Here is an 18,888-nt window from a genome sequence, read left to right as displayed (position 1 = left end):
AAGGAATGAGGTGATATCCCTTAGATTAGGGGGGTACTGCTGTTTTTAAGAAGAAAATTCCAAGACTTACACTGGCGTTATATCTCTGGCCGGTTTTTGCAGTGGAATAAGCACTGTGACTGCAGTGCCTTGCTCGCCGGAGCTACGCTGAAGGGTTGCGCCTAAGGCATGAGCTCTGTGCTGCATATTGCGTCTGCCATTGCCTGTGCTAGTGGAGTTCAGGTCGTAACCTTTGCCATTGTCTGTCACTTTAAGCTCAACCATTGTCGCTTCGCTATTAACTCTGGCGGCTATAGTGAGCACCGTACACTCTGCGTGCTTTAAGGCGTTGCCTGTTGCCTCTTGCACCAACCGCAAGATGTTCAGAACATCAGACGGCTCCAGCCAATTGAGTTGACTGAGATCCTCAACTTGCCAAACCAGTTCTATGCCTGTTCCAGTCAAACGCCCGTTAATTCGACTACGGTACGCTGCCAGTGCATCGTTTAGGCTGGCTTCTTGTTGCAGTGACAACACTACACACTGAATGTCGTCAGCTAGCTCTTGCAGGGCTTGCTGCATATCGCTGCGTTTTTCCGGTAAGTTTAAACCCAGCAAATACAGGCTGGACACCACACCGTCGTGCAAATCCTGCTTTAAACGCACCCGCTCTTTGTGAATAGCGTCTTGTTCTGCGATCTGGCGGGATTGTTGTAGTAGTTGTTGGTGCTGATCATTAAGCCTCAACTCCTGCTCCACTAAGCGTTGCTGCATAATTTCATTGCTTTTTAACAGCTGTTTTTGTGAACTGATGTATTTCACCTGCAACATCACTAAAAAAAACAACATAAGTGGAATGGTTGTGTACGGGAAGATGTAATATCCGTCAGGATCAGTCTGGTTCGACACATGGGCTAGATCGTAAGCGCCACCTGCCAGATAAATCACGATGCAGGCAGAAATAACGGCTAAATAACCATTCTTTTCCTTTATCGCTTTAAAAATAATAACAGCCACAATACCGATGTACAGCAGCAAAGTTGCATAGTGTTGCAATAAAAAGCCGATAACGGCCCCCTGCCATACGGGCATAGTTGTCACCGTGATCAGAACAGCCCAACCTGCAGCCATATTCACCAGCCACCTTAAGTTACTTTTTGCATAATACGAAGCATAAATAGCGGAGATGGCCATCAGCCAGGAGATGGACGCGTCGGTGATCGACTGAAACCAGGAGTAAATAGCCCCGTCACCCGATGCGTTGTAAATGTATTGCATGTTGCACACCAGATAAATCAGTGCCACGACAAAAAACAGCAGATTCTTTACCCGCTCAATTTGAAACAGCGCCAGAAATAGCGACACCACACCAAAGATGAAGAACAAAAAGGATAAAACAACAGGCAACTGAATAGAAAAAAACTGTCGCTGACTCTGCCAGGTTTTTAGTAATCCTGCTTCTCCCAGATAGAAGCTACCGATGGAATAACCTTCTATCTGGCGGTAAGGAATGGCCAGTTTAATGTTTATGCTGTGTCCCGGCTTCACGGAATACATTGGAATTTTGACTAAAAATGGCTGATTCCATTGCATATGCCAGTCGTCTTCATTGGTGTACATCAGCTTATCGTCAACATAAAGCGCCACTATGCCCCCAACAATACGGGTGCTGTACAGTGCCAGACCATCGTCAGACTCCAATTCTGCCGGCACCTGATAATTAAATTGCAGCCAAAGTTTTTCTAAAGGCAGTTGAGGGGGCAGCTCGGCATAGTCCGGCATTTGCCGGAACAGTGGCAATACAGTGGCTTTCCAGTCGCTGCACTTTGGCTTGGCCACAGGGGCAACTAACTTTGCCAGGGTCTTGTCATTAAAATCAAAAGTTGCTGTTGCTTCAGTGCATACCTTAGGGTCTATTTTTTGGTAAAAAGAAGGACGTTCATTCAAAAATAAGATCAGTAGCAAAATGGCGCTAAACAGCACCACGGCCAGATAAAACAGTTTTTCAACAGCTTTGGTCAGCATTTGTTACTTCCCTGATACCACAGGCGCATTACAACGAAAGCACCTTGGTAGCGCCCGCTAATGAGTTCACATGAAGTTTGGTATAAACACTTTTTTGATGGCTATTAACAGTAGAAGCCTGCACATCAAGGGTTGCTGCCACTTCTTTTTGGCTATAACCCCGGGCTAATAATTGGATAATTTCCATTTCCCTTTCACTAAGCAGAGCCCTGAACTGTGCGGTTTTTTTGGCGAAAGCCAGTACCCGTTGGTGAAAAGGTGCAGAACTGGCAAAACCACCTTCGAGCGTTGTTTTTAGCTCTTCCAGCAGTACTGTTTTTTCAGTGTTTTTAATCAGAAAACCGTCTGCGCCCTGAAAAAACGCATTAAAAATAACTTCGCCATCGTCCATGGAACTCAGCACACAACAGCGTGTGTCCGGATATTTTTTAAAAACCTTTAAAATTAAATCCGCACCATTACCGTCCGGCAATCCAAGGTCCACTAACAAGACATCTACTGGATGTGTTGCTAATAGTTCATTGGCTTGCGCCAGCGAATGCGCTACAACTACGCACTCATAACCTTCAATGCCTGCCAGCGCAGCTTTTAGCCACTGAGCAAATTCAGCTTCGTCTTCCACTATGCCTATTCTTTTCATTGAAACTGCTCTTAGGTTGTTGCTACTAATAAAGGCCAAACTGCTGGGGCCGTTATTTTTAGCCATTACTCAATTGCTGCGCTTGCTTGTATTTCTCAAAAGTACGCTGGTAACGGGTATGAGCTTCGCCAAGCGTATTTTTCATCACAGTCAACGCTTGTTCCAGATTGAGCTGTGCTCCGGCTACATCGTTAAGTGCCAGCAATATGCTGCCATAAGTAGCCTTAAATAACGCCAACCGCAGTGAGTCTTCATCAAACTGTTTACGCGCCATTTCCAGGCCAGTTTCTACTAGCGTTTTGGCCTTTTGATGATCTCCTTTTTCATGAAAAGCACGACCAAGATTATTCAGCGCGTTCAGCGTAACCAGATTATCTGGTCCCAAAAATTTCTCGCTGGCACTGTAACTTAATTGATGAGCGGCAATGGCTTGTTCATGCTGTTGTAAAAACCCATAAGCGTTTCCCAAATAAGCATTGCCATAAATATAGTCAATGTGTTTCTGGCCAAAACGCCCTTCGATCATCTGAATAGCCTGCTGATGCTGCTCAACCGCCTTGTCATATTGCTCCAGACTGGCGTAATTGCTCCCCAATTCATTCAGAGCCATTGCTATGGTGGGATGATCTTTGGGGTAAATCTGTTTTTTAAGCCGCAATACGTTTTCAAGAACCACTCCAGATTCTTCATAGTCTTCATTGGAAGCTAAAGCGTTTTGTAAACTATGCAGCGCTGTAATCAGTTCCCCTGAACTTTCACCAAAGTGAGTTTTGGCGATCACTTCCGCTTCTTTTGCTGCCTGCAATTGCATCGCTGCATTTCCAAGCTGAATATAATTGGCCACTTCATAGTTTTTAATAGTCACTAAATCTGAATATTGAGGCATTTGACGGGCGATTTGCTCTGCTTGCTTTAACCAGTCCAAAGATTGCTGATATTCACTGTTGAAGTGAGCAATATTGGCCTGATACAGGTAATACTTCAGACGCGAATGTTCGCTTAGTTGTTCTGGATTTAATTGCTGTAACAAAGCTAAAGCTGGTTCTAACTCACTTTGGTCAAGCTTTACCGAAACAGTCAGCAGATGTTTGTTCACATATAAACTGCTGCTGTTTGGTATTTGTTCAAGCAAATCGAGGGAATGCTTATATTCACCCACGCCATGCAGTGCTGACGCCAGTTGCAACTGCAATCTGTGCAACACTTGTTCGGATGCATTTAATGTTTGCAGCTTGTTTTTGGCGGTTAACAACAAATCCTGAGCACTGATTGGGTTGCTGTCATAGGATTCAGGATCAGCCGCTTTAAATACCTCAACCATAAAATCCGCAACCTGATCTGCCATTTGTCGCTCTTGTTGCAGTACTTTGTTGTGTTGCCACAACGTCAGGCCGAATCCAATGGCGGCTGTAACTAAGGTTGTTGCTAAAGCAGTTAACCAGGGTTGGCGCAATACAAACTTATGCAACCTGTATAAGCCAGAGGATTTTATGGCTGTCACTGGTCTTTTTTGCAGTACTGCTGTTATATCCTGCTGCAAGTCCCTGATCGACAAGTAACGCTGAGACGGTTCTATCGCTGTCGCTTTGTGGATAATGGCCTGTAATTCCCGGTAGTACAACTTGTTATGTTTTGGCAGCTCAGGTGCAATGGCAGTAAGGGCGTGTTCCAGCACTTTGCCCAAACTAAAAAGGTCAGATAAAGTGCTTAAAGCTTCACCTTTCATTTGTTCGGGGCTGGCAAATCCACATGATAAAGCCCTAACGTAAAGCTGCACCTGCTCATCAGTACCCTGTTCATTGTGCTGAAGTTGCGAAATACCAAAGTCAATTAAGCGGGCATGGCCCTGAGTATCTACCAGAATATTGGCAGGTTTTAAATCGGCATGGATCACCTGATGCGTATGGGCAAAATGCAACGCATCACATAACTCAGTAATCAATACCAGCAGCTTAGTAATATCTGGCTTTTTTTGTGTCAACCAGTCTGATAGCGGCTGACCATCAACATACTCCATAACAATATAATGTGCCTGCCCGTCGTTAAAGCTTACCACTCCGGCATCCAGGATGGTCGTGATAGCTTTATGATGTAAACGGGCACATAAGCCTGCTTCGTCAAAGGCTTTGGTTTGCGGTGAAACCGGATAAATCAGCGGATTCAGAACCTTAATAGCGACTTGCTGTTCAAACTGTCCATCCTGTCTGGATGCCAGATAAACCGCACTCATACCACCTTGCGCCAGCAGTTGATCCAGTCGCCACACATCTAACTGCATACCGCTTAATTGAGCGGAAAAATCAGCAGCACACCACTTCGCAGCAGTGTTTGCCATGATGTGTTTCACTCCAAGGGTATGCTCACCGGCATCCGCTGCGGCTTTTAGCATCTGCGCCAATTGTTGTGCGAGTTCTTTGGATTGTTCATGCAGCATAACCAGAAACTGCTGCTGTTGTTCGGCTGTAGGCAACGCAATAGCGTCTGCGAAGGCTTCGTATAAGTTCATTAGTATTGGTATTCCCTTACGAATGTGATGAGCTGTGTTTTATTGGGCTAATTCGACCTGCACATAACGCTTAAAAAAGTTCAGGTAGCTGTAAACCGTGGGTTCAGATAAATTCAGCACTGATGCGATATGAGGTACTTTCATACTATTGAAATGATATAAAACCGCTGCCTGAGCTTGCTCAGGAAACTCGTGCTCCATGTGCTGAATGATACTGTCAATTTTCAGTAATGTGTCTGCATCCAGCCCTTGTTCTGGTTCTGGCTCAAAACCACCGTTGCTTCGCTTTTGTGAACGCTGTTTTCTCAGAAGGTCAATCACCACTGAACGGACCGCTTGAGCAAGTTGTTTGAGCAGTTCTTTCTGATCATCTGTCAGTAGCTGAGTACTGCTTTGACTGAGCTTTAGGTAGACTTCATGCACTAAAGCGGTGGTTGAGTGATGTTCTAACTCGCCTTCAACAAACTTTTCCTTGGTGTTTCGAGCCATTGCTTTCAGTTGGCTGTATATATCCAGAGAAGACAACAGCTTTCTGTTACTTCGTTTTAGTTCCTGAGTTAAGGTCGGCATCTCTACTCCTGTACATCCTGAGACCACTGAACCAAAATATGCGATTGTTTACATTTGTCAACTGGGAACTTTTCTTGTTTCGGCACTTGGGTTGCTAAACAATTACCTGTAATGTTAAGCCAGATTAAAAAAGCGCTTTGTTAAGGAACTTTCAACTAATGGAACTTAAACCACTGGTAATTTTTAGCCACGGTAAAGAAAGTGGGCCTGCTAGTCGTAAAATTTTACAGTTGCGGCAAATAGCAGAAAAAGATGGTGCCAACACCATCAGTATCGATTACACCCAAACTCAGGATCCTGCTGAACGTGTGACTATTTTAGTTAAGACTGAGTTACCGGCACATAAAGGACTAATCTTGGTCGGTTCCAGTATGGGCGGCTATGTTAGTTCTCAAGCATCGGAAGTACTTCAACCAGATGGCCTTTTATTGATGGCGCCAGCTATTGGACTTACTGGCTATCCAAATTTGAGCCCTACACCAGTTGCCCACGATATTGCAGTAGTGCATGGTTGGGACGATGAGGTTGTTCCAGTTGAACAAGTTATCGCTTGGGCCAGAAAGCATAAACTGAAAATGCTGCTGGTTCAGGATGATCATTCACTTCATCAAGAGGTTAAAACTGTAGGTAAATTATTGACGGCGATGATCAAAGGCCTCCATACACCACTTAGTGAAAGCGTTAATTAGTTTTTGATTGTTTTGATTTGTCTATTTGAATTACTTTAATTTAAACAAACGAAGCCGTCAGTAAATCACTTTATCCCTTCCTGCCAGAAGACAAAGGTTCATACTGACGACTCGCTTGGTTCCAGTGTATTCAATAGAGGGGCAACCTGGCAAGACGGTGTTGGAAAGCCTTTGAACTGATTAGGCAGAACAGCTGTAATTGGGTAATTTCAATGTCATCCAGAACAGTCCTGACCGTTCCTAAAACACACAAATCGTTCAATAGACAACCACTTTTGACGTTTATCCCAATTTTTTCGGTGACCACAGCAATTTTACCCATTAATGGTAACTCAATAAAATCAATAGCTTACAGATATCAAAATGACGTTTATCCTGTTTTTTTGGTCACCGAAATGACATATACCTTTTTAAGGAAAAAGGTATAGGGGTCAAAAAAAGATAATAGTCAGGAGATTTTTTTAAAGTCGTGGTCACCGTTTGGTCACCGTTTGGTCACCGTTTGGTCACCGTTTGGTCAAAGACGAAAAAAACGAACGAATTTAAAGTTTTTATTTGGGGTATCTTTATTGGTTTTTTTGAGAATAAAGTTTTATTTTACAAGGGTTTCGACAGAGGAAGATTTGGTGCGTCCTAGTGGATTCGAACCACCGACCCCCACCATGTCAAGGTGGTGCTCTAACCAACTGAGCTAAGGACGCATTTTGAGAAGTTGTTATCACTTTGCTGCGACAACGGGCGCTATGTTATGCAGCCGATGCTTTGCTTGCAAGTACTTTTTTTAAAAGCTGGCCTGTTTGCTGTTATTTTAAACGCCTGAGGCCATGGCAGGCCCAAAAGCAGCGGAGGTGGCTCATATAACACTGATTTCAGTGATATATTCTGCCTCACTATCCAAAGCACCGGAGCTTTTATGTTTACCCCTATCCATACCCAAGAATTTGCCGAATTAGCAAAACAAAAAATTGCAGAATTTAATGCCTTGCACTGGGATGTATCAAAGCGGCAGCAACTGGGGTTAAAACTTGAGAATGAAAGTGGCGAGCTGCTTGCTGCTTTGGCAGGACGAACTTTTGGTCATTGGTTCTACCTGGAATCCTTGTGGTTAGACGAAAGCGTGCGAGGAAAAGGAGTAGGATCGAAGTTGTTGGCTGAAGCAGAGCGTATAGCAAAAGAGCGTGGTTGCAGCTTTGTGATCCTCGACACCCTGGATTTTCAGGCCAGGCCTTTTTATCAGCTGCATGGTTACCGGGTAGAGTGGACTCAGCCAAACTACCCTTTCACCGGCTGCAAGCATTTTATGACAAAGCAGCTTTAATTTGCCTGATAAACCGAGTTCACCCAATCCGGATTGCCATCATTAGGAGCAGGCTCGATGCCTAAAATCCGGCACATCAGGTTATACAATTCAACATTGGCAAAGGCAGGGATCTGACTGCCTGGCGCAAAGGCCGGGCCGTGCCCGACAAAAATAGCCTGCATAGCCGGAGTATTGTTGTCATAGCCATGGCTGCCTGTGACAGCATTTAGTCCAGTTTTTTTCAGCCACTCTTGCTGTTTATGTTTTTGCATTAAGCGCCAGCCAGGTTCAGGCACCACCAGCAAAGGGGCTATACGTTTGCTGTTCTGGTAGTGCCAGCGTTCTGGTAACTCCGACTTTTTATAGACAGTGGCTTGAGATGGCAAGGAGGTTTTGAGCTGTTGATAAATCGGCTCCAATTCACCGGCTTTAGGGAAAATAGAGACTATCTCAGGGGTCCACAACACCAAAGCGGCCTTCTTTTCGTCAAACAACTGGTCCAGTGTAATCACCTGCTGCTGAGGTACTTTAACCATCCCATGATCGGACACCAGTAATAGATTAATACTGTTAAGTAGCCCTCGTTGCTCCAGCCCGGCGACCAGAACAGACAGCGCCTGATCTACTTGCGCAATAGCTTCAGCTACTTGTACAGAATCCGGACCATAAGCATGACCCGCATCATCCACAGCACTGAAATACAAAGTGAGTAATTGTGGGCGTTTTTCTACAGGCAAATCCAGCCAGGCCAGTACCGACTTTACTCTGTCGACATTGCTGACCGATCCGTCATAGGCTTGCCACAGGCCTGGCCGTACACCTTTAATTGCAGCTTCTGATCCCGGAAAAAAATAGGTGCCGGTTTTAACACCCTGCTTCTCAGCTGTAACCCAAACAGGCTCACCTAACCACCAGCGGCCGTTGGTCACTTCCTCCGGTTTGCTCATGCGAAATACAGCATCAAAATCCGCATCGTAGATGTTGTTTTCAACTATGCCATGATTAGCCGGATACAAACCTGTGGCAATGCTGTAATGGTTGGGAAAGGTTTTGGTAGGAAATGCCGGCTGCATACTTACGGCTGCTACACCACCTTGTGCAAGTCGATTTAAAGTGGGCGCTTTATAGCGCTGCATATAGTGTTGAGCAAAACCGTCAATCGATATCAGTAACAGGCTCTGTGCCTGTTGCTGCGACTTTGATGGCGCACTGTGAAGCTCCAGACTAAATATCAGACAAAACAAAACCAGAAAAAAACTACGCACCAGAGCATCCTGTTCAGACAAAAAAAGCCAGTGTACTGAGCCCCGCTTGCAGTCAGATGACAAAACCGACCAAAAGTATAAAAAATGCTGTCAATGGCTGAAGCTCAGCAAAAATTCAGCGCTTATGCGCTCAGGCAACAACCTGCCAGCGCCCGCCTTTTGCTGGTCCGGTTCGAAGCAACTTGCCTTCGGCTTTAAGTTTAGCCAGTTGTTTTTCTATCGCTCTTGAGCTCAATCCCAGTTCATCAGCCAGAGTTTTGGCGCTGAGTCTGTTGTCTTTTTTGAGCTTTTTTAAGATCTGATCTTCGGTTTTGTACCAAGGTCCAGAGGTTTTATTTTTCACTTTTTGTGCTTTTAACTGCACAAATTGTGCGAGGTCAACCAAAGGCTGGTCTGGTAATACCGCAACCTGACTGAGTTCACCGTGGTCAAACTGAGCGGTTTCGACGCTCAGACACTCTTGTATAGAGCGCAACATAAACAATATAAACGCAGTTGCGTCATACTTGGGCACAGACTGCCTCAGTGTCTTATAGTAATCGCGGGCTTTGTCTTTGAGCACTGCGGTAAAAGGCAGAAACGCAAAAGTGCTTTGCCATGAAGCTAATATCAATTGCTGCCACAACCGGCATAAACGGCCATTGCCATCACTGAATGGATGAATAAAGGCCAATTGATAATGCATCAGGCAGGACGCCAATAAAGGATGGATGGGTTCGTGCTGCAATTTATGGCAGAGTGAATCTACTAATGCACTGACGTTTCCCGGCGGCGGTGGCATATGGACTAATTTATGCCCTTCGTAAACACCAGCTCCCTGCAACCTGTACTGGCCCGCATCCGATACAACGGAGGACATAAAGGCGGCATGAGCTCGCTGCAAATCAGCACTTTGATAAGGGTCCAGACTTGCCAATTGTTGATACAAGGTCAATGCATTATTTGCCTGCTGTATATCATGTACCAGAGCGACCACTCGTTTACCCGCCGCAAGCTCCTGTAATTGCACTAAAGACAGAGAGTTGTGATCCAAAGCCAGGCTGGCATGCAAAGCCCGGTGTTGCAGCACCAGACGTTGCTGAGACGACAAAGAGGCAACCAGAACTGACCATTGCGACAGTTGTTGCTCAATCCGTTGCACTAATTCCAGAATTTCTGGATTCGGTTGATAAAAAGTCTGGTACTTATCCATCACACAACCACCTGTTTTAATTCAGTGTATTGAACGTATTGACCAGCTAAGACTAATAGAGGTTCACTGAAAAAACAAAGTGTTAGCAATATTTGAATGTTTTATCTAAATTTCCATAAATAAAACTGCAAAAACTGAACTCAACAGCTTGCTTTCGTTATCCGGCTCAATAACTATTGAGTCAAAGTAAACAGGTATTTTCAACTCTCCTATTCTCGGGTTGAATAGCATAAAGAGCAGGAGTTTTTGTGCAGGTAAGGCGTTACACCACTTCTGAACTTACGCTGCGTTTTTGGGCGGCCTTTGCATTGCTATTGACCTTTAGCGCCATTTTTATTGCTTATGTCTACGCAGAAAAACGTATTGATACCGCCAATGACCAGCGGGTGTATTCACTCAAAGTAATAGGTGAGTTGAGGCAGTCCTCTGATGATTTAACCCGAATGGTACGAAGCTACATTGCCACAGGTGAACATCGCTACAAAAATCACTTCAACGAAATTATTGCCATACGCAATGGTCAGGCAGCACGCCCTATTAATTACCATCAGGTGTACTGGGACTTAGTGGATGAAGAAAACAACAGGCCCCGCCCTGCAGGGGCGCGCATCGCCTTGCTGGATTTAATGAAAGCCTCTGGTTTTACCACAGCAGAAATGGCCGCGTTACGGGATGCTAAAGTTCAATCTGATGTGCTGGCGGTCAAAGAGCAAAAAGCCATGCAATTGTTGGAACGGCCAGAAACCGATCCAGCACAAAAAGCTGAAAACAAACAACAGGCCTTGCTTGCCGTTTTTGATCAAAGCTACCACAACGCCAAAATTGCTATTATGCAGCCCATAGCAACCGTTTATAGTCTGGTAGACCAACGCACCGCAGACGAGGTAGAGAATGCGATGTTTTACGCTCTGGTGATGCGTATTTTGTTTATTCTGTCCGGCTTGCTGTTGTTTTATTCACTCTGGGATATTAAACGAGTGCACAACAGTATTTTGGGCGCATCCGTTGGTCTTTTATACGAACAAATCAAAGCCATGGGCCGCGGTGAAGTATTGCAGAGTACTGAGCTGCGTAAAGCTAAACCCGGCAGTATTATGAGCTGGTTGGGTGCAACCCAGCTTCGTCTGAACAGCTCGATTCAGGAGCGTCAAAGCCTGATCCATACGCTGCAGCAAAAAGAACAGTATCAACGCACTCTGATTGACAGCATTCCTTTTGTCGTTTGGTTAAAAGATATTCATGGCCGCTATCTGGAAGTAAACCAAAAATTTGCTGAGCAGTTTCAGCACCGGGATACCAGCCTGCTGGTCGGCAAAACAGATGCGGAACTCTTTGATGCTCAGTCAGCACTCAGTCATGTGGTCCACGATAAACAAGTACTTGCTTGTGGCCAGCCTCAGGTGATCCAGTCTCAGCATAAAGTGGATACGCAAACACGCTGGTTTGAAACTTATAAAGCACCGGTCCTGGTCGACGGAGAATATGTCGGCACTGTCGGTTTATCCCGCGATATTACGTTGGAGCATACGGCAGACAATAAATTGCGATTATCCGCCAGCGTGTTCACTCATGCCCGGGAAGGTATTATGATCACAGACCCATTAGGTGTGATGATTGATGTAAACCAGGCTTTTACCGAGATCACGGGGTACAGTGCGAAGCAGGCCATAGGCTGTACCCCACGCTTATTGCAATCGGAGCATCAGGATGAGCTCACCTTCAGTAGCATGTGGCAAAATTTACAACAGCAGGGATTCTGGTCAGGTGAACTCTGGAGCCGTAAAGCATCAGGCGAAGATTATTTTCAGAGTCTCACCTTAAGTGCTGTGCTGGATGACAAAGGTCAGGTACAGCATTATGTGGGTCTGTTTTCTGATATCACCAATCAGTATCAGCAACAACAACACCTTGAAAAAATAGCGCTGTACGATGCCATGACTGGTTTGCCTAACCGCAGCGCGTTAACCCAGCAACTGCAGCTGCTGCTGAAAAAGTCTACCGCTGAACAGATGCTAGCTGTTGCCTATCTGGATCTGGATGGCTTTAAAGAAATTAATGACCGCCACGGTCACGAAACAGGCGATCAATTTTTAATTGCCCTCTCTGAACGTTTACAAACCCAGCTTAGCGATGCTGAATTGCTGGCTCGTATAGGTGGCGACGAATTTGTGGTGCTGTTGCCGCAACTGGTCGATAAAAAAGCAGGCCTTGCAAAAATACAGCAGCTATTGGATGTCGTGGCTAAGCCAGTGAAAATTGACGAATGGATGCTGTCTGTGTCTGCCAGCATCGGATTAACCTTTTATCCTCAGACTGATGCCACTGAAGCTGAACAATTGATTCGTCAGGCCGATCATGCGATGTATCAGGCTAAACAGGATGGCAAAAACCGTTGCCATTTGTTTGATACAGATTACGCCAGAAGCCTGCGTGGCCATCAGGAAACCATAGTGGAAATCCGGCAAGGGCTGGTTCAAAAGCAGTTCAGGTTGTTTTATCAGCCCAAAGTGAATATGCATACGGGTGAAGTGGTAGGCGCAGAAGCCTTGATCCGCTGGCTGCACCCACAAAAAGGCATGGTCGCTCCTGGCCTATTTTTACCCGCTATAGAACAGCATAGTCTGGGTGTGGAGTTAGGATATTGGGTTATCGAAGAGGCATTACGTCAGTTGGCTGAATGGCAACGTCAGGGCATGACTATACCTGTCAGTGTGAATATTTCTGCCTATCACCTGCAGCAGCTGGATTTTGTCAATCGTCTGCAATTGTTACTGCATTTTTATTCGGACGTTCCGGCGTCATTATTGCAGCTGGAAATACTGGAAACCAGTGCGCTGAATGACTTAACCCATGTTCAGGCTGTAATGCAAGCCTGTATCCGCAGCGGCGTCAGTTTTGCACTTGACGATTTTGGTACCGGCTATTCGTCTTTAACCTATTTAAAACGTCTGCCTGCGACAGTGCTGAAAATCGACCAGAGCTTTGTTCGCGATATGCTGGTTGACCCGGACGATTTGGCTATTCTCAAAGGTATCATTGTACTGGCTAACGAGTTCAAACGTGAAATTGTTGCCGAAGGGGTTGAAACAACCGAACACGGGGAGATGCTGCTGCAATTGGGTTGTACTTTTGCCCAGGGGTACGGCATAGCCCGCCCTATGCCAGCTGAACAATTTATGCCATGGAAAAAAGCCTGGATGCCTCCAGATGTTTGGGCTACAGCTTCTGTTGGCGGCGGTGCCAAGGGTTCAGGCGCAAAAGCATTCGGGGAGCATAACTCAGGCGCCAATAAAACACTGACCACAGACCCGCAGCACAGAGCCATTTAATCCCGCTGCGTCCGGTCTGGCAAAAAAAGCCACAGCCTGGGCTACATCTTCAGGTAACCCGGCCTGATGCAGCGAATTAAGTCTGCGCCCAACTTCACGTGGAATTGCAGGCATGGCTGCAGTCATTTGAGTTTCGATAAAACCAGGGGCTATTGCGTTAAAGGTAATACCCCGGTGATCTTGAGTTGCCATAAACTGGCAATACCCGACCAAGGCTGCTTTTGAACTGGCGTAGTTGGTCTGGCCTTTTTGTCCTGCTAACCCATTCATGGAAGAGAGTAGCACCACGCGGCCATTTTGTTGAATTTGCTGACGTTCAAGCAGAAATGCGTTGATCCGCTGTACAGCTCGCAGATTGATCTCCAGAGTTTGAGTCCACTGTGCTTCCGTCATACGATGGAATAATTTATCGCGGGTAATACCGGCGTTATGCACCAGAATATCCAACTTTATTCCTTGTTGTGTCAGCCAATCACTGATTATTTCTGCGCTGTTTGCCTGACTAATATCCAGTAGCAGAGGTTTTCCCTCTAACTGCTGCATCAAGGCAACCAAAGCGTGTTCCGCTTGTGGAATATCCAGCCCTATTACAGTAGCGCCCTGCTCTGTCAGGGTTTTAGCGATAGCAGCACCAATGCCCCGGGCCGCACCTGTAACTAAAGCGGTTTTGCCTTGAAGTGGCTTTTGCCATTCGCTGATTTTTACCCTGGCACGACGCACAGGCACAACCTGCCCTGTGATGTAAGCTGATGCTTTGGACAGGAAAAATTCTGCCACTGGGACCAGGCTTTGCTGCACGCCATAGTCTAATGATAATAAGTTTGCAGTACTGCCAAAACGACCAAGTTCTTTTGCAATGGAGCGGGTAAAGCCTGATAAAGCTGCTGATGCAGCGGCAGCATCGGCGTTTGACGCGTCAGCAAGGGTACGGGCCAACAGAATTAAACGTCCATTAATGTCCAAACGAGGTAAAAGGTTATGCAATTGCTGCCAAAGTAAATCCAGTTCAGTGGTACTTTGCAGTTCAGTGCCATCAAAAATAATGGCCTGGAGTGGCGTATCGGCCCCCTCCACAAAAGCAACATCAGGCAAACAACTTAGATGCTGGCGCAATAATACGCTGTGTTCAGACGCTTTACCGCAGACTAATACAGTTCCTTTAAAACACTGGGATTCACCCGCAGGCCGCAGTAAAGCAGCGGCTTGTGGCACACCACACCAGCGTCCAATCGCAGAATCTAATAAAGTGCTTACCCAAGAAGCCATACCGTACCCCAATCCATATCCATTTCTGGTATGGCGAAAAAAAGTCCTGTTATCTTAACGGCATACAGCAACTGATACCAGTGTGGGCACTCAACATTCCCCTTGTTAACCTGGGGGTAGCATTTTAAGTAAAGTCCGGTCTTTCAGATGAATATGATGATACAAAGCGGCAGCAGCGTGTCCCAAAATAAGTAGCCACACCAGATAAGCTCCACCTTGCTTGTGAATAAAATCTATAGGAGCTTCGAATTGTTCAAAGCTGAGCCCCAATCCATGTTGGATCACTGACTGAAAAAGCCAGGTATCCGCAAATTTAGGGATATCAAACCAGAAGAAAAATTCGGTTGCGACTCCGGTTCCAAGATAGCCGGTCAAAGGCATAATGATCAATACCGCATAAAGCGCTAAATGGCCATAATGAGCGGCCTTGTGCATTAAGGCAGATGCCGGCTCAGGCGCAGGTTGAGTAGTGGTCAGTCGCCAGTACACCCGCAATAACACCAACACTCCGATGGTCATGCCAAAAGATAAATGCAGTTGCAACGCCGTCCAGTTCAGGTCAGTTTTTTCTTCAGTAAACCACTGCCGGTAATACACTGCCGCATAAGCCAGCAAAAAAAGTAAAGCGGTGCTCCAGTGCAAAGCCCTGGCGACATAACCGTAGTGAGTAGCGGAATTGTTCATCATATGCATAGTGACTACATGGCAGTTGGTATCAGCTTTGATTCTAAAACGAGTCACTTTAAGAAAAAAACTGATTTAAACGGAGGAAACAGTGCATATTTTCGAATGTTAACGACAAAACAGCTTGTAATTGGCTGCTATGAATAGAAACTTGAATAACACAAAGCATAAACAAGCCAGTAGGATGAAACCGGCTTGTTTGTGGTTGAACAGCCAAACCCCTGCTTAGGCTTTTTTCGCCCAGGCAGCACACCAGCCTTCAGCATTGACCAGTTTGCCAGGGAAGATATTACAACCTCTTAGCTTTTCTCCGTCTTTGCCCTGGACCTGCATGCAATTAGCACAGTTGGCTCCAGCTACCGCTGATTTATCCACATACTTCATCGCCACGGCCATTGGATCATCAGCCTTTACTTGCTCTTGCGCTACCGCATGCAAAGCGGTTCCACCTAAGGTGAAACCCACTAAAGTCGAAGCCGATAGCTTTAAAAAATTACGTCTGTCTAAATTTCCCATCTTGTTACTCCGTCATTTTATAAGCTGCACCAGAGTGTTCTGCCCTCTGGTCTGTAAGCATACGAAGTATGAAGGAGATAAGACTGGTTTGATTTGATCTAAAACAGTGTCAGGACTGAATCAACTGGCAAGTTCAGCAGACACTAGTGTAGTGAGTGGCAGATTCAGGATTTTGTGACATAAAATTTCAGCCACTGGGCTATGGTGCCTTGCTGACGTTGTTCACGCAAATACTGATTAAAAGCAGCCAACTGAGATTCCCAGCGCGGATGAAAAGCGACAGTTAAGCCCACTGGACCAAAACCCTCGGCTGATCGGTATAACTGTTGATCAGGAAAATGATGGTACATCAGCCAGTTCGCAACGTGCTCGTTCATAAAGGCAAAATCGCAGCGGCCATTGAGTAACATTTTCAGTTGAGTCAACTCACTGGAAGAATCTACCCGCGCGGTTTCGTTGTTCTTAAAAAATGGGCTTAAGGCATCATAGATATAATACTGACGGGTGCAAATCGCTTTACCCTTGACCCAGTCCGCTAACTGCCCTTGTGCAGCTATCGGCTGGCGGGCAAATAAAAAGTCCTGGTGTTCCAGTAACGGCTCAGAAAACAGCAGTTTCTCGGGGTGTTGGGTCCATTCTTTGGCCAACAAAATAGCATCCACATCGCCCTGATACAGTCTGAGCTCAGCACGGGTTCTGTTATCAGCCACATACTGCACACGAATATTCTGCTGCTGAAAAAAGTCTTGCAATACTTCTGGCACCAGCCCTACCACTTTTTGCGTTGTTTCGTCCTGGTACATATAAGGTGGTACTTGCGGGTAATACAGCACAAATTTCAAATCGGCCTGTTTGGGCACGGCATGCACCGCAGTAACGCTGCACAGCAAGGTCAATAGCATCAAAACCTTTACTTTCCATAGTTTCATTGGGTTACCTGCTAAACCAGATCAGAAGCTGTCTGCCTATAGTGTCGATAATACAAGCATTAGCGTTTTTATCAAATAGTTGTTTTTACACCACATCCACCGAAAAAATATTCAGCGACTGTTGTCAGTCTGACCGCTGTGACATAGAGTGCCGCCACAGTCTGTTACTTTTGAATCTTATCTGCTTATGAAACAACATCTTCTATGGCTTGGCATCGCAAGCCTGCTTTTATCTGCCTGTAGTCAAACCTCCGGCATTCATCAGTCTAATCAGTTTGATAACAATGGGCTGGATAAAAAAGCCAAAACATTCAGTGGCACCTACCAGGTACAGCAAGGTGCTGCATTAAAAGCCCAGTGGCTGACGCCTGAGTTCTTGGCAGGCCTTGACGAGCAGCTAAAGTACTTAAATAAAAAATCAGTAGCACAGCAGCATAACTTGCCGGGTTTAACCATCAGTAAAAGCCAGTTGCAACAAAGCATTGGTGACTTACAGCACTGGGCAGAACAACCCACAGCTGAAGGAGGCAAAGCCTTTGCTCTGCATCAGCTCGCAGGTGAAGATGGTAAAGGTAATGTGCAGTTTACCGGTTACTATGTGCCGGTTTTTAAAGTACGGACCACAGCGGATGCAGAGTACAAATACCCTATTTATCGTAAGCCTGCAGGACTAACGAATTACCCAAGCCGGGAGCAAATCGACTTCGAACAGGCGTTGGCGGGTCAGGGGCTGGAGCTGTTTTACAGCAAGAGTCTGGTCGACAACTTCTTTATGCAGGTGCAGGGCTCTGGTGTAGTGGAAGATGAGTACGGCCAGCAACATTTGCTAAGTTACGGCGGTGGCAATGGCCATTCGTACCGTAGCCTTGGTAAAGTTTTGATTGAAATGGGCGAATACACAGCCGAAACCATCTCCGCCTCAGCCATTAAAGAATGGCTGGCGAAAAATCCGGACAGACAACGTGAGCTGATGAGCCGCAACCCTAGCTATACCTTCTTTTCCGCAGGCCTGGATCAGCCTGTAGGTGCAGCCAATGTGCCTCTTACGCCACTGCATTCTGTCGCCGTGGACCCAGCCTTTATTCCTTTGGGTTCGGTACTATTGGCGCAAGTGCCTCTACTTGATGACAAAGGTGAATTAACTGGCCATGAGTTCAGACTCATGCTGGCTCAGGATAAAGGCGCTGCTATTAAAACGCCGGGCCGGATCGATGTCTATCAGGGCATTGGCGAAGAAGCACAGCAGCGCAGTGACAGTTTGCGGCACTATGGCAAAATCTGGCTGATCCTACCTAAAAACTAAAACCTGACTGATGCCTGATTTAAAAACGCCAGGCATAAGATAAGTTAAGAAAATCCATGCCAGGATTAGGTTTTTCCAAACCGCCATTGGAGTAGTGGAAATAACGCAGTGAAAGGCTGCGTTTTTTCGCAGGATCCAGTGCCAAGGTTAAACCTAATCTGTCTTCAAACTGGTAATAAGAACCTAAATTTTTACCCGCAAAGCGCTTTTTATCCAAAAAGCTAACGCCAATACCAAACTCCCAATACAGTGGCTTGCCATTTAGAGTCGCAAACTGGCGAGTCAGCACAGGAGACAAGGCTATAGCCAGATTGTCGTCATACTCAGCCGGATCACCATAACGCCATTTATTGGCACTCAGTTCCAGATAAAGGCTTGCATCCCCGACCAAAGGTAAATCTGTGATGGTGCTGTGATAAGGTCTATACGCCAGTCGTATACCCGTGACATCGCCCTCACCTTTGAGTAAATCAATCGCCATTTCATCAGCAATGGCAGCTGAAGTGCTACCTAATCCCAATAACAATGCCATGATTAACTTTTTCATACAGACCTCGACTTTTACCTATGTTCTGAATTGCTCGCCATTTTATAAACAATTAAATAGAACCAATAATGCTTTTATGCTGATAAAATGTTCTACATTTCAGAATGAAGCCTCCCGTAGGAGGCTTTGGGCTATAACTCAGGTTGCT

Annotated in this window: 15 protein-coding genes and 1 tRNA gene; 4 read left to right on the top strand and 12 right to left on the bottom strand. The window is 45.9% G+C overall.

Going from position 1 to position 18,888, the window contains the following annotated elements:
* Positions 1-66 precede the first annotated feature (66 nt).
* The 4 genes from EK374_RS09405 to EK374_RS09390 are packed head-to-tail and all read right to left on the bottom strand — an operon-like array spanning position 67 to position 5,720.
* A complete protein-coding gene (locus EK374_RS09405; protein ID WP_127022412.1) occupies positions 67-2,004 on the bottom strand; it encodes an ATP-binding protein in 1,938 nt (645 codons plus the stop codon).
* 28 nt (positions 2,005-2,032) lie between these two features.
* Positions 2,033-2,644 (bottom strand): response regulator transcription factor, encoded by a 612-nt coding sequence (locus tag EK374_RS09400; RefSeq protein WP_164731850.1) that lies wholly within the window; start codon positions 2,642-2,644, stop codon positions 2,033-2,035.
* 58 nt (positions 2,645-2,702) lie between these two features.
* Positions 2,703-5,150: a serine/threonine-protein kinase gene (locus EK374_RS09395; protein WP_127022407.1), complete on the bottom strand. Its 2,448-nt coding sequence runs from the start codon at positions 5,148-5,150 to the stop codon at positions 2,703-2,705.
* Between the two features lie 39 nt (positions 5,151-5,189).
* Entirely contained in the window at positions 5,190-5,720 is a 531-nt protein-coding gene (locus EK374_RS09390) for an ECF-type sigma factor (RefSeq protein WP_127022404.1), read from the bottom strand.
* A 158-nt stretch (positions 5,721-5,878) separates the two neighbouring features.
* Here EK374_RS09390 and EK374_RS09385 point away from each other — a divergent pair, with 158 nt between their 5' ends.
* Positions 5,879-6,409, top strand: coding sequence for a YqiA/YcfP family alpha/beta fold hydrolase (locus EK374_RS09385; protein ID WP_127022402.1), 531 nt, complete (start codon positions 5,879-5,881; stop codon positions 6,407-6,409).
* A gap of 624 nt (positions 6,410-7,033) precedes the next feature.
* Here the strand turns inward: EK374_RS09385 and EK374_RS09380 are convergent.
* A tRNA-Val gene (locus EK374_RS09380) sits at positions 7,034-7,110 on the bottom strand.
* A 212-nt stretch (positions 7,111-7,322) separates the two neighbouring features.
* Here EK374_RS09380 and EK374_RS09375 point away from each other — a divergent pair.
* Positions 7,323-7,727 carry a GNAT family N-acetyltransferase gene (locus EK374_RS09375; protein ID WP_127022399.1) on the top strand — a complete coding sequence of 135 codons (405 nt, stop codon included), beginning with the start codon at positions 7,323-7,325 and terminating at the stop codon, positions 7,725-7,727.
* Here EK374_RS09375 and EK374_RS09370 read toward each other — a convergent pair.
* The gene (locus tag EK374_RS09370; protein WP_127022396.1) at positions 7,724-8,974 is read right to left on the bottom strand and encodes an alkaline phosphatase family protein; all 1,251 of its coding nucleotides are present in this window, start codon (positions 8,972-8,974) and stop codon (positions 7,724-7,726) included. The genes EK374_RS09375 and EK374_RS09370 overlap by 4 nt on opposite strands.
* Before the next feature lie 130 nt (positions 8,975-9,104).
* Complete coding sequence (locus EK374_RS09365; RefSeq protein WP_127022394.1) at positions 9,105-10,166, bottom strand: Fic family protein; 1,062 nt, start codon at positions 10,164-10,166, stop codon at positions 9,105-9,107.
* A gap of 248 nt (positions 10,167-10,414) precedes the next feature.
* Between EK374_RS09365 and EK374_RS09360 the strand changes: the two genes are divergently transcribed.
* The gene (locus EK374_RS09360) at positions 10,415-13,495 is read left to right on the top strand and encodes a sensor domain-containing protein (RefSeq protein ID WP_127022391.1); all 3,081 of its coding nucleotides are present in this window, start codon (positions 10,415-10,417) and stop codon (positions 13,493-13,495) included.
* On the opposite strand, the gene EK374_RS09355 is transcribed toward EK374_RS09360, so the two are convergent.
* The 4 genes from EK374_RS09355 to EK374_RS09340 all read right to left on the bottom strand — a co-directional run bounded on the left by EK374_RS09355 (position 13,445) and on the right by EK374_RS09340 (position 16,890).
* Positions 13,445-14,761, bottom strand: coding sequence for a 3-oxoacyl-ACP reductase (locus tag EK374_RS09355; RefSeq protein WP_127022388.1), 1,317 nt, complete (start codon positions 14,759-14,761; stop codon positions 13,445-13,447). The two genes, EK374_RS09360 and EK374_RS09355, sit on opposite strands and share 51 nt — an antisense overlap.
* A gap of 105 nt (positions 14,762-14,866) precedes the next feature.
* The gene (locus tag EK374_RS09350; RefSeq protein WP_206099321.1) at positions 14,867-15,502 is read right to left on the bottom strand and encodes a cytochrome b; all 636 of its coding nucleotides are present in this window, start codon (positions 15,500-15,502) and stop codon (positions 14,867-14,869) included.
* A 168-nt stretch (positions 15,503-15,670) separates the two neighbouring features.
* The gene (locus EK374_RS09345) at positions 15,671-15,961 is read right to left on the bottom strand and encodes a high-potential iron-sulfur protein (protein WP_127022385.1); all 291 of its coding nucleotides are present in this window, start codon (positions 15,959-15,961) and stop codon (positions 15,671-15,673) included.
* A 164-nt stretch (positions 15,962-16,125) separates the two neighbouring features.
* Positions 16,126-16,890: a substrate-binding periplasmic protein gene (locus tag EK374_RS09340; protein ID WP_127022382.1), complete on the bottom strand. Its 765-nt coding sequence runs from the start codon at positions 16,888-16,890 to the stop codon at positions 16,126-16,128.
* A 187-nt stretch (positions 16,891-17,077) separates the two neighbouring features.
* Between EK374_RS09340 and mltA the strand changes: the two genes are divergently transcribed.
* Positions 17,078-18,193: a murein transglycosylase A gene (gene mltA / locus EK374_RS09335; protein WP_127022379.1), complete on the top strand. Its 1,116-nt coding sequence runs from the start codon at positions 17,078-17,080 to the stop codon at positions 18,191-18,193.
* A 19-nt stretch (positions 18,194-18,212) separates the two neighbouring features.
* On the opposite strand, the gene EK374_RS09330 is transcribed toward mltA, so the two are convergent.
* Positions 18,213-18,740, bottom strand: coding sequence for an acyloxyacyl hydrolase (locus EK374_RS09330; protein ID WP_127022376.1), 528 nt, complete (start codon positions 18,738-18,740; stop codon positions 18,213-18,215).
* Positions 18,741-18,888: the final 148 nt, after the last annotated feature.

Origin of the sequence: Rheinheimera mangrovi, from assembly GCF_003990335.1 — a bacterium.
Lineage (GTDB): Bacteria > Pseudomonadota > Gammaproteobacteria > Enterobacterales > Alteromonadaceae > Pararheinheimera > Pararheinheimera mangrovi.
The sequence above is the reverse complement of the archived record's forward strand: the minus strand, read 5'-3'. Positions and strand labels throughout refer to the sequence as shown.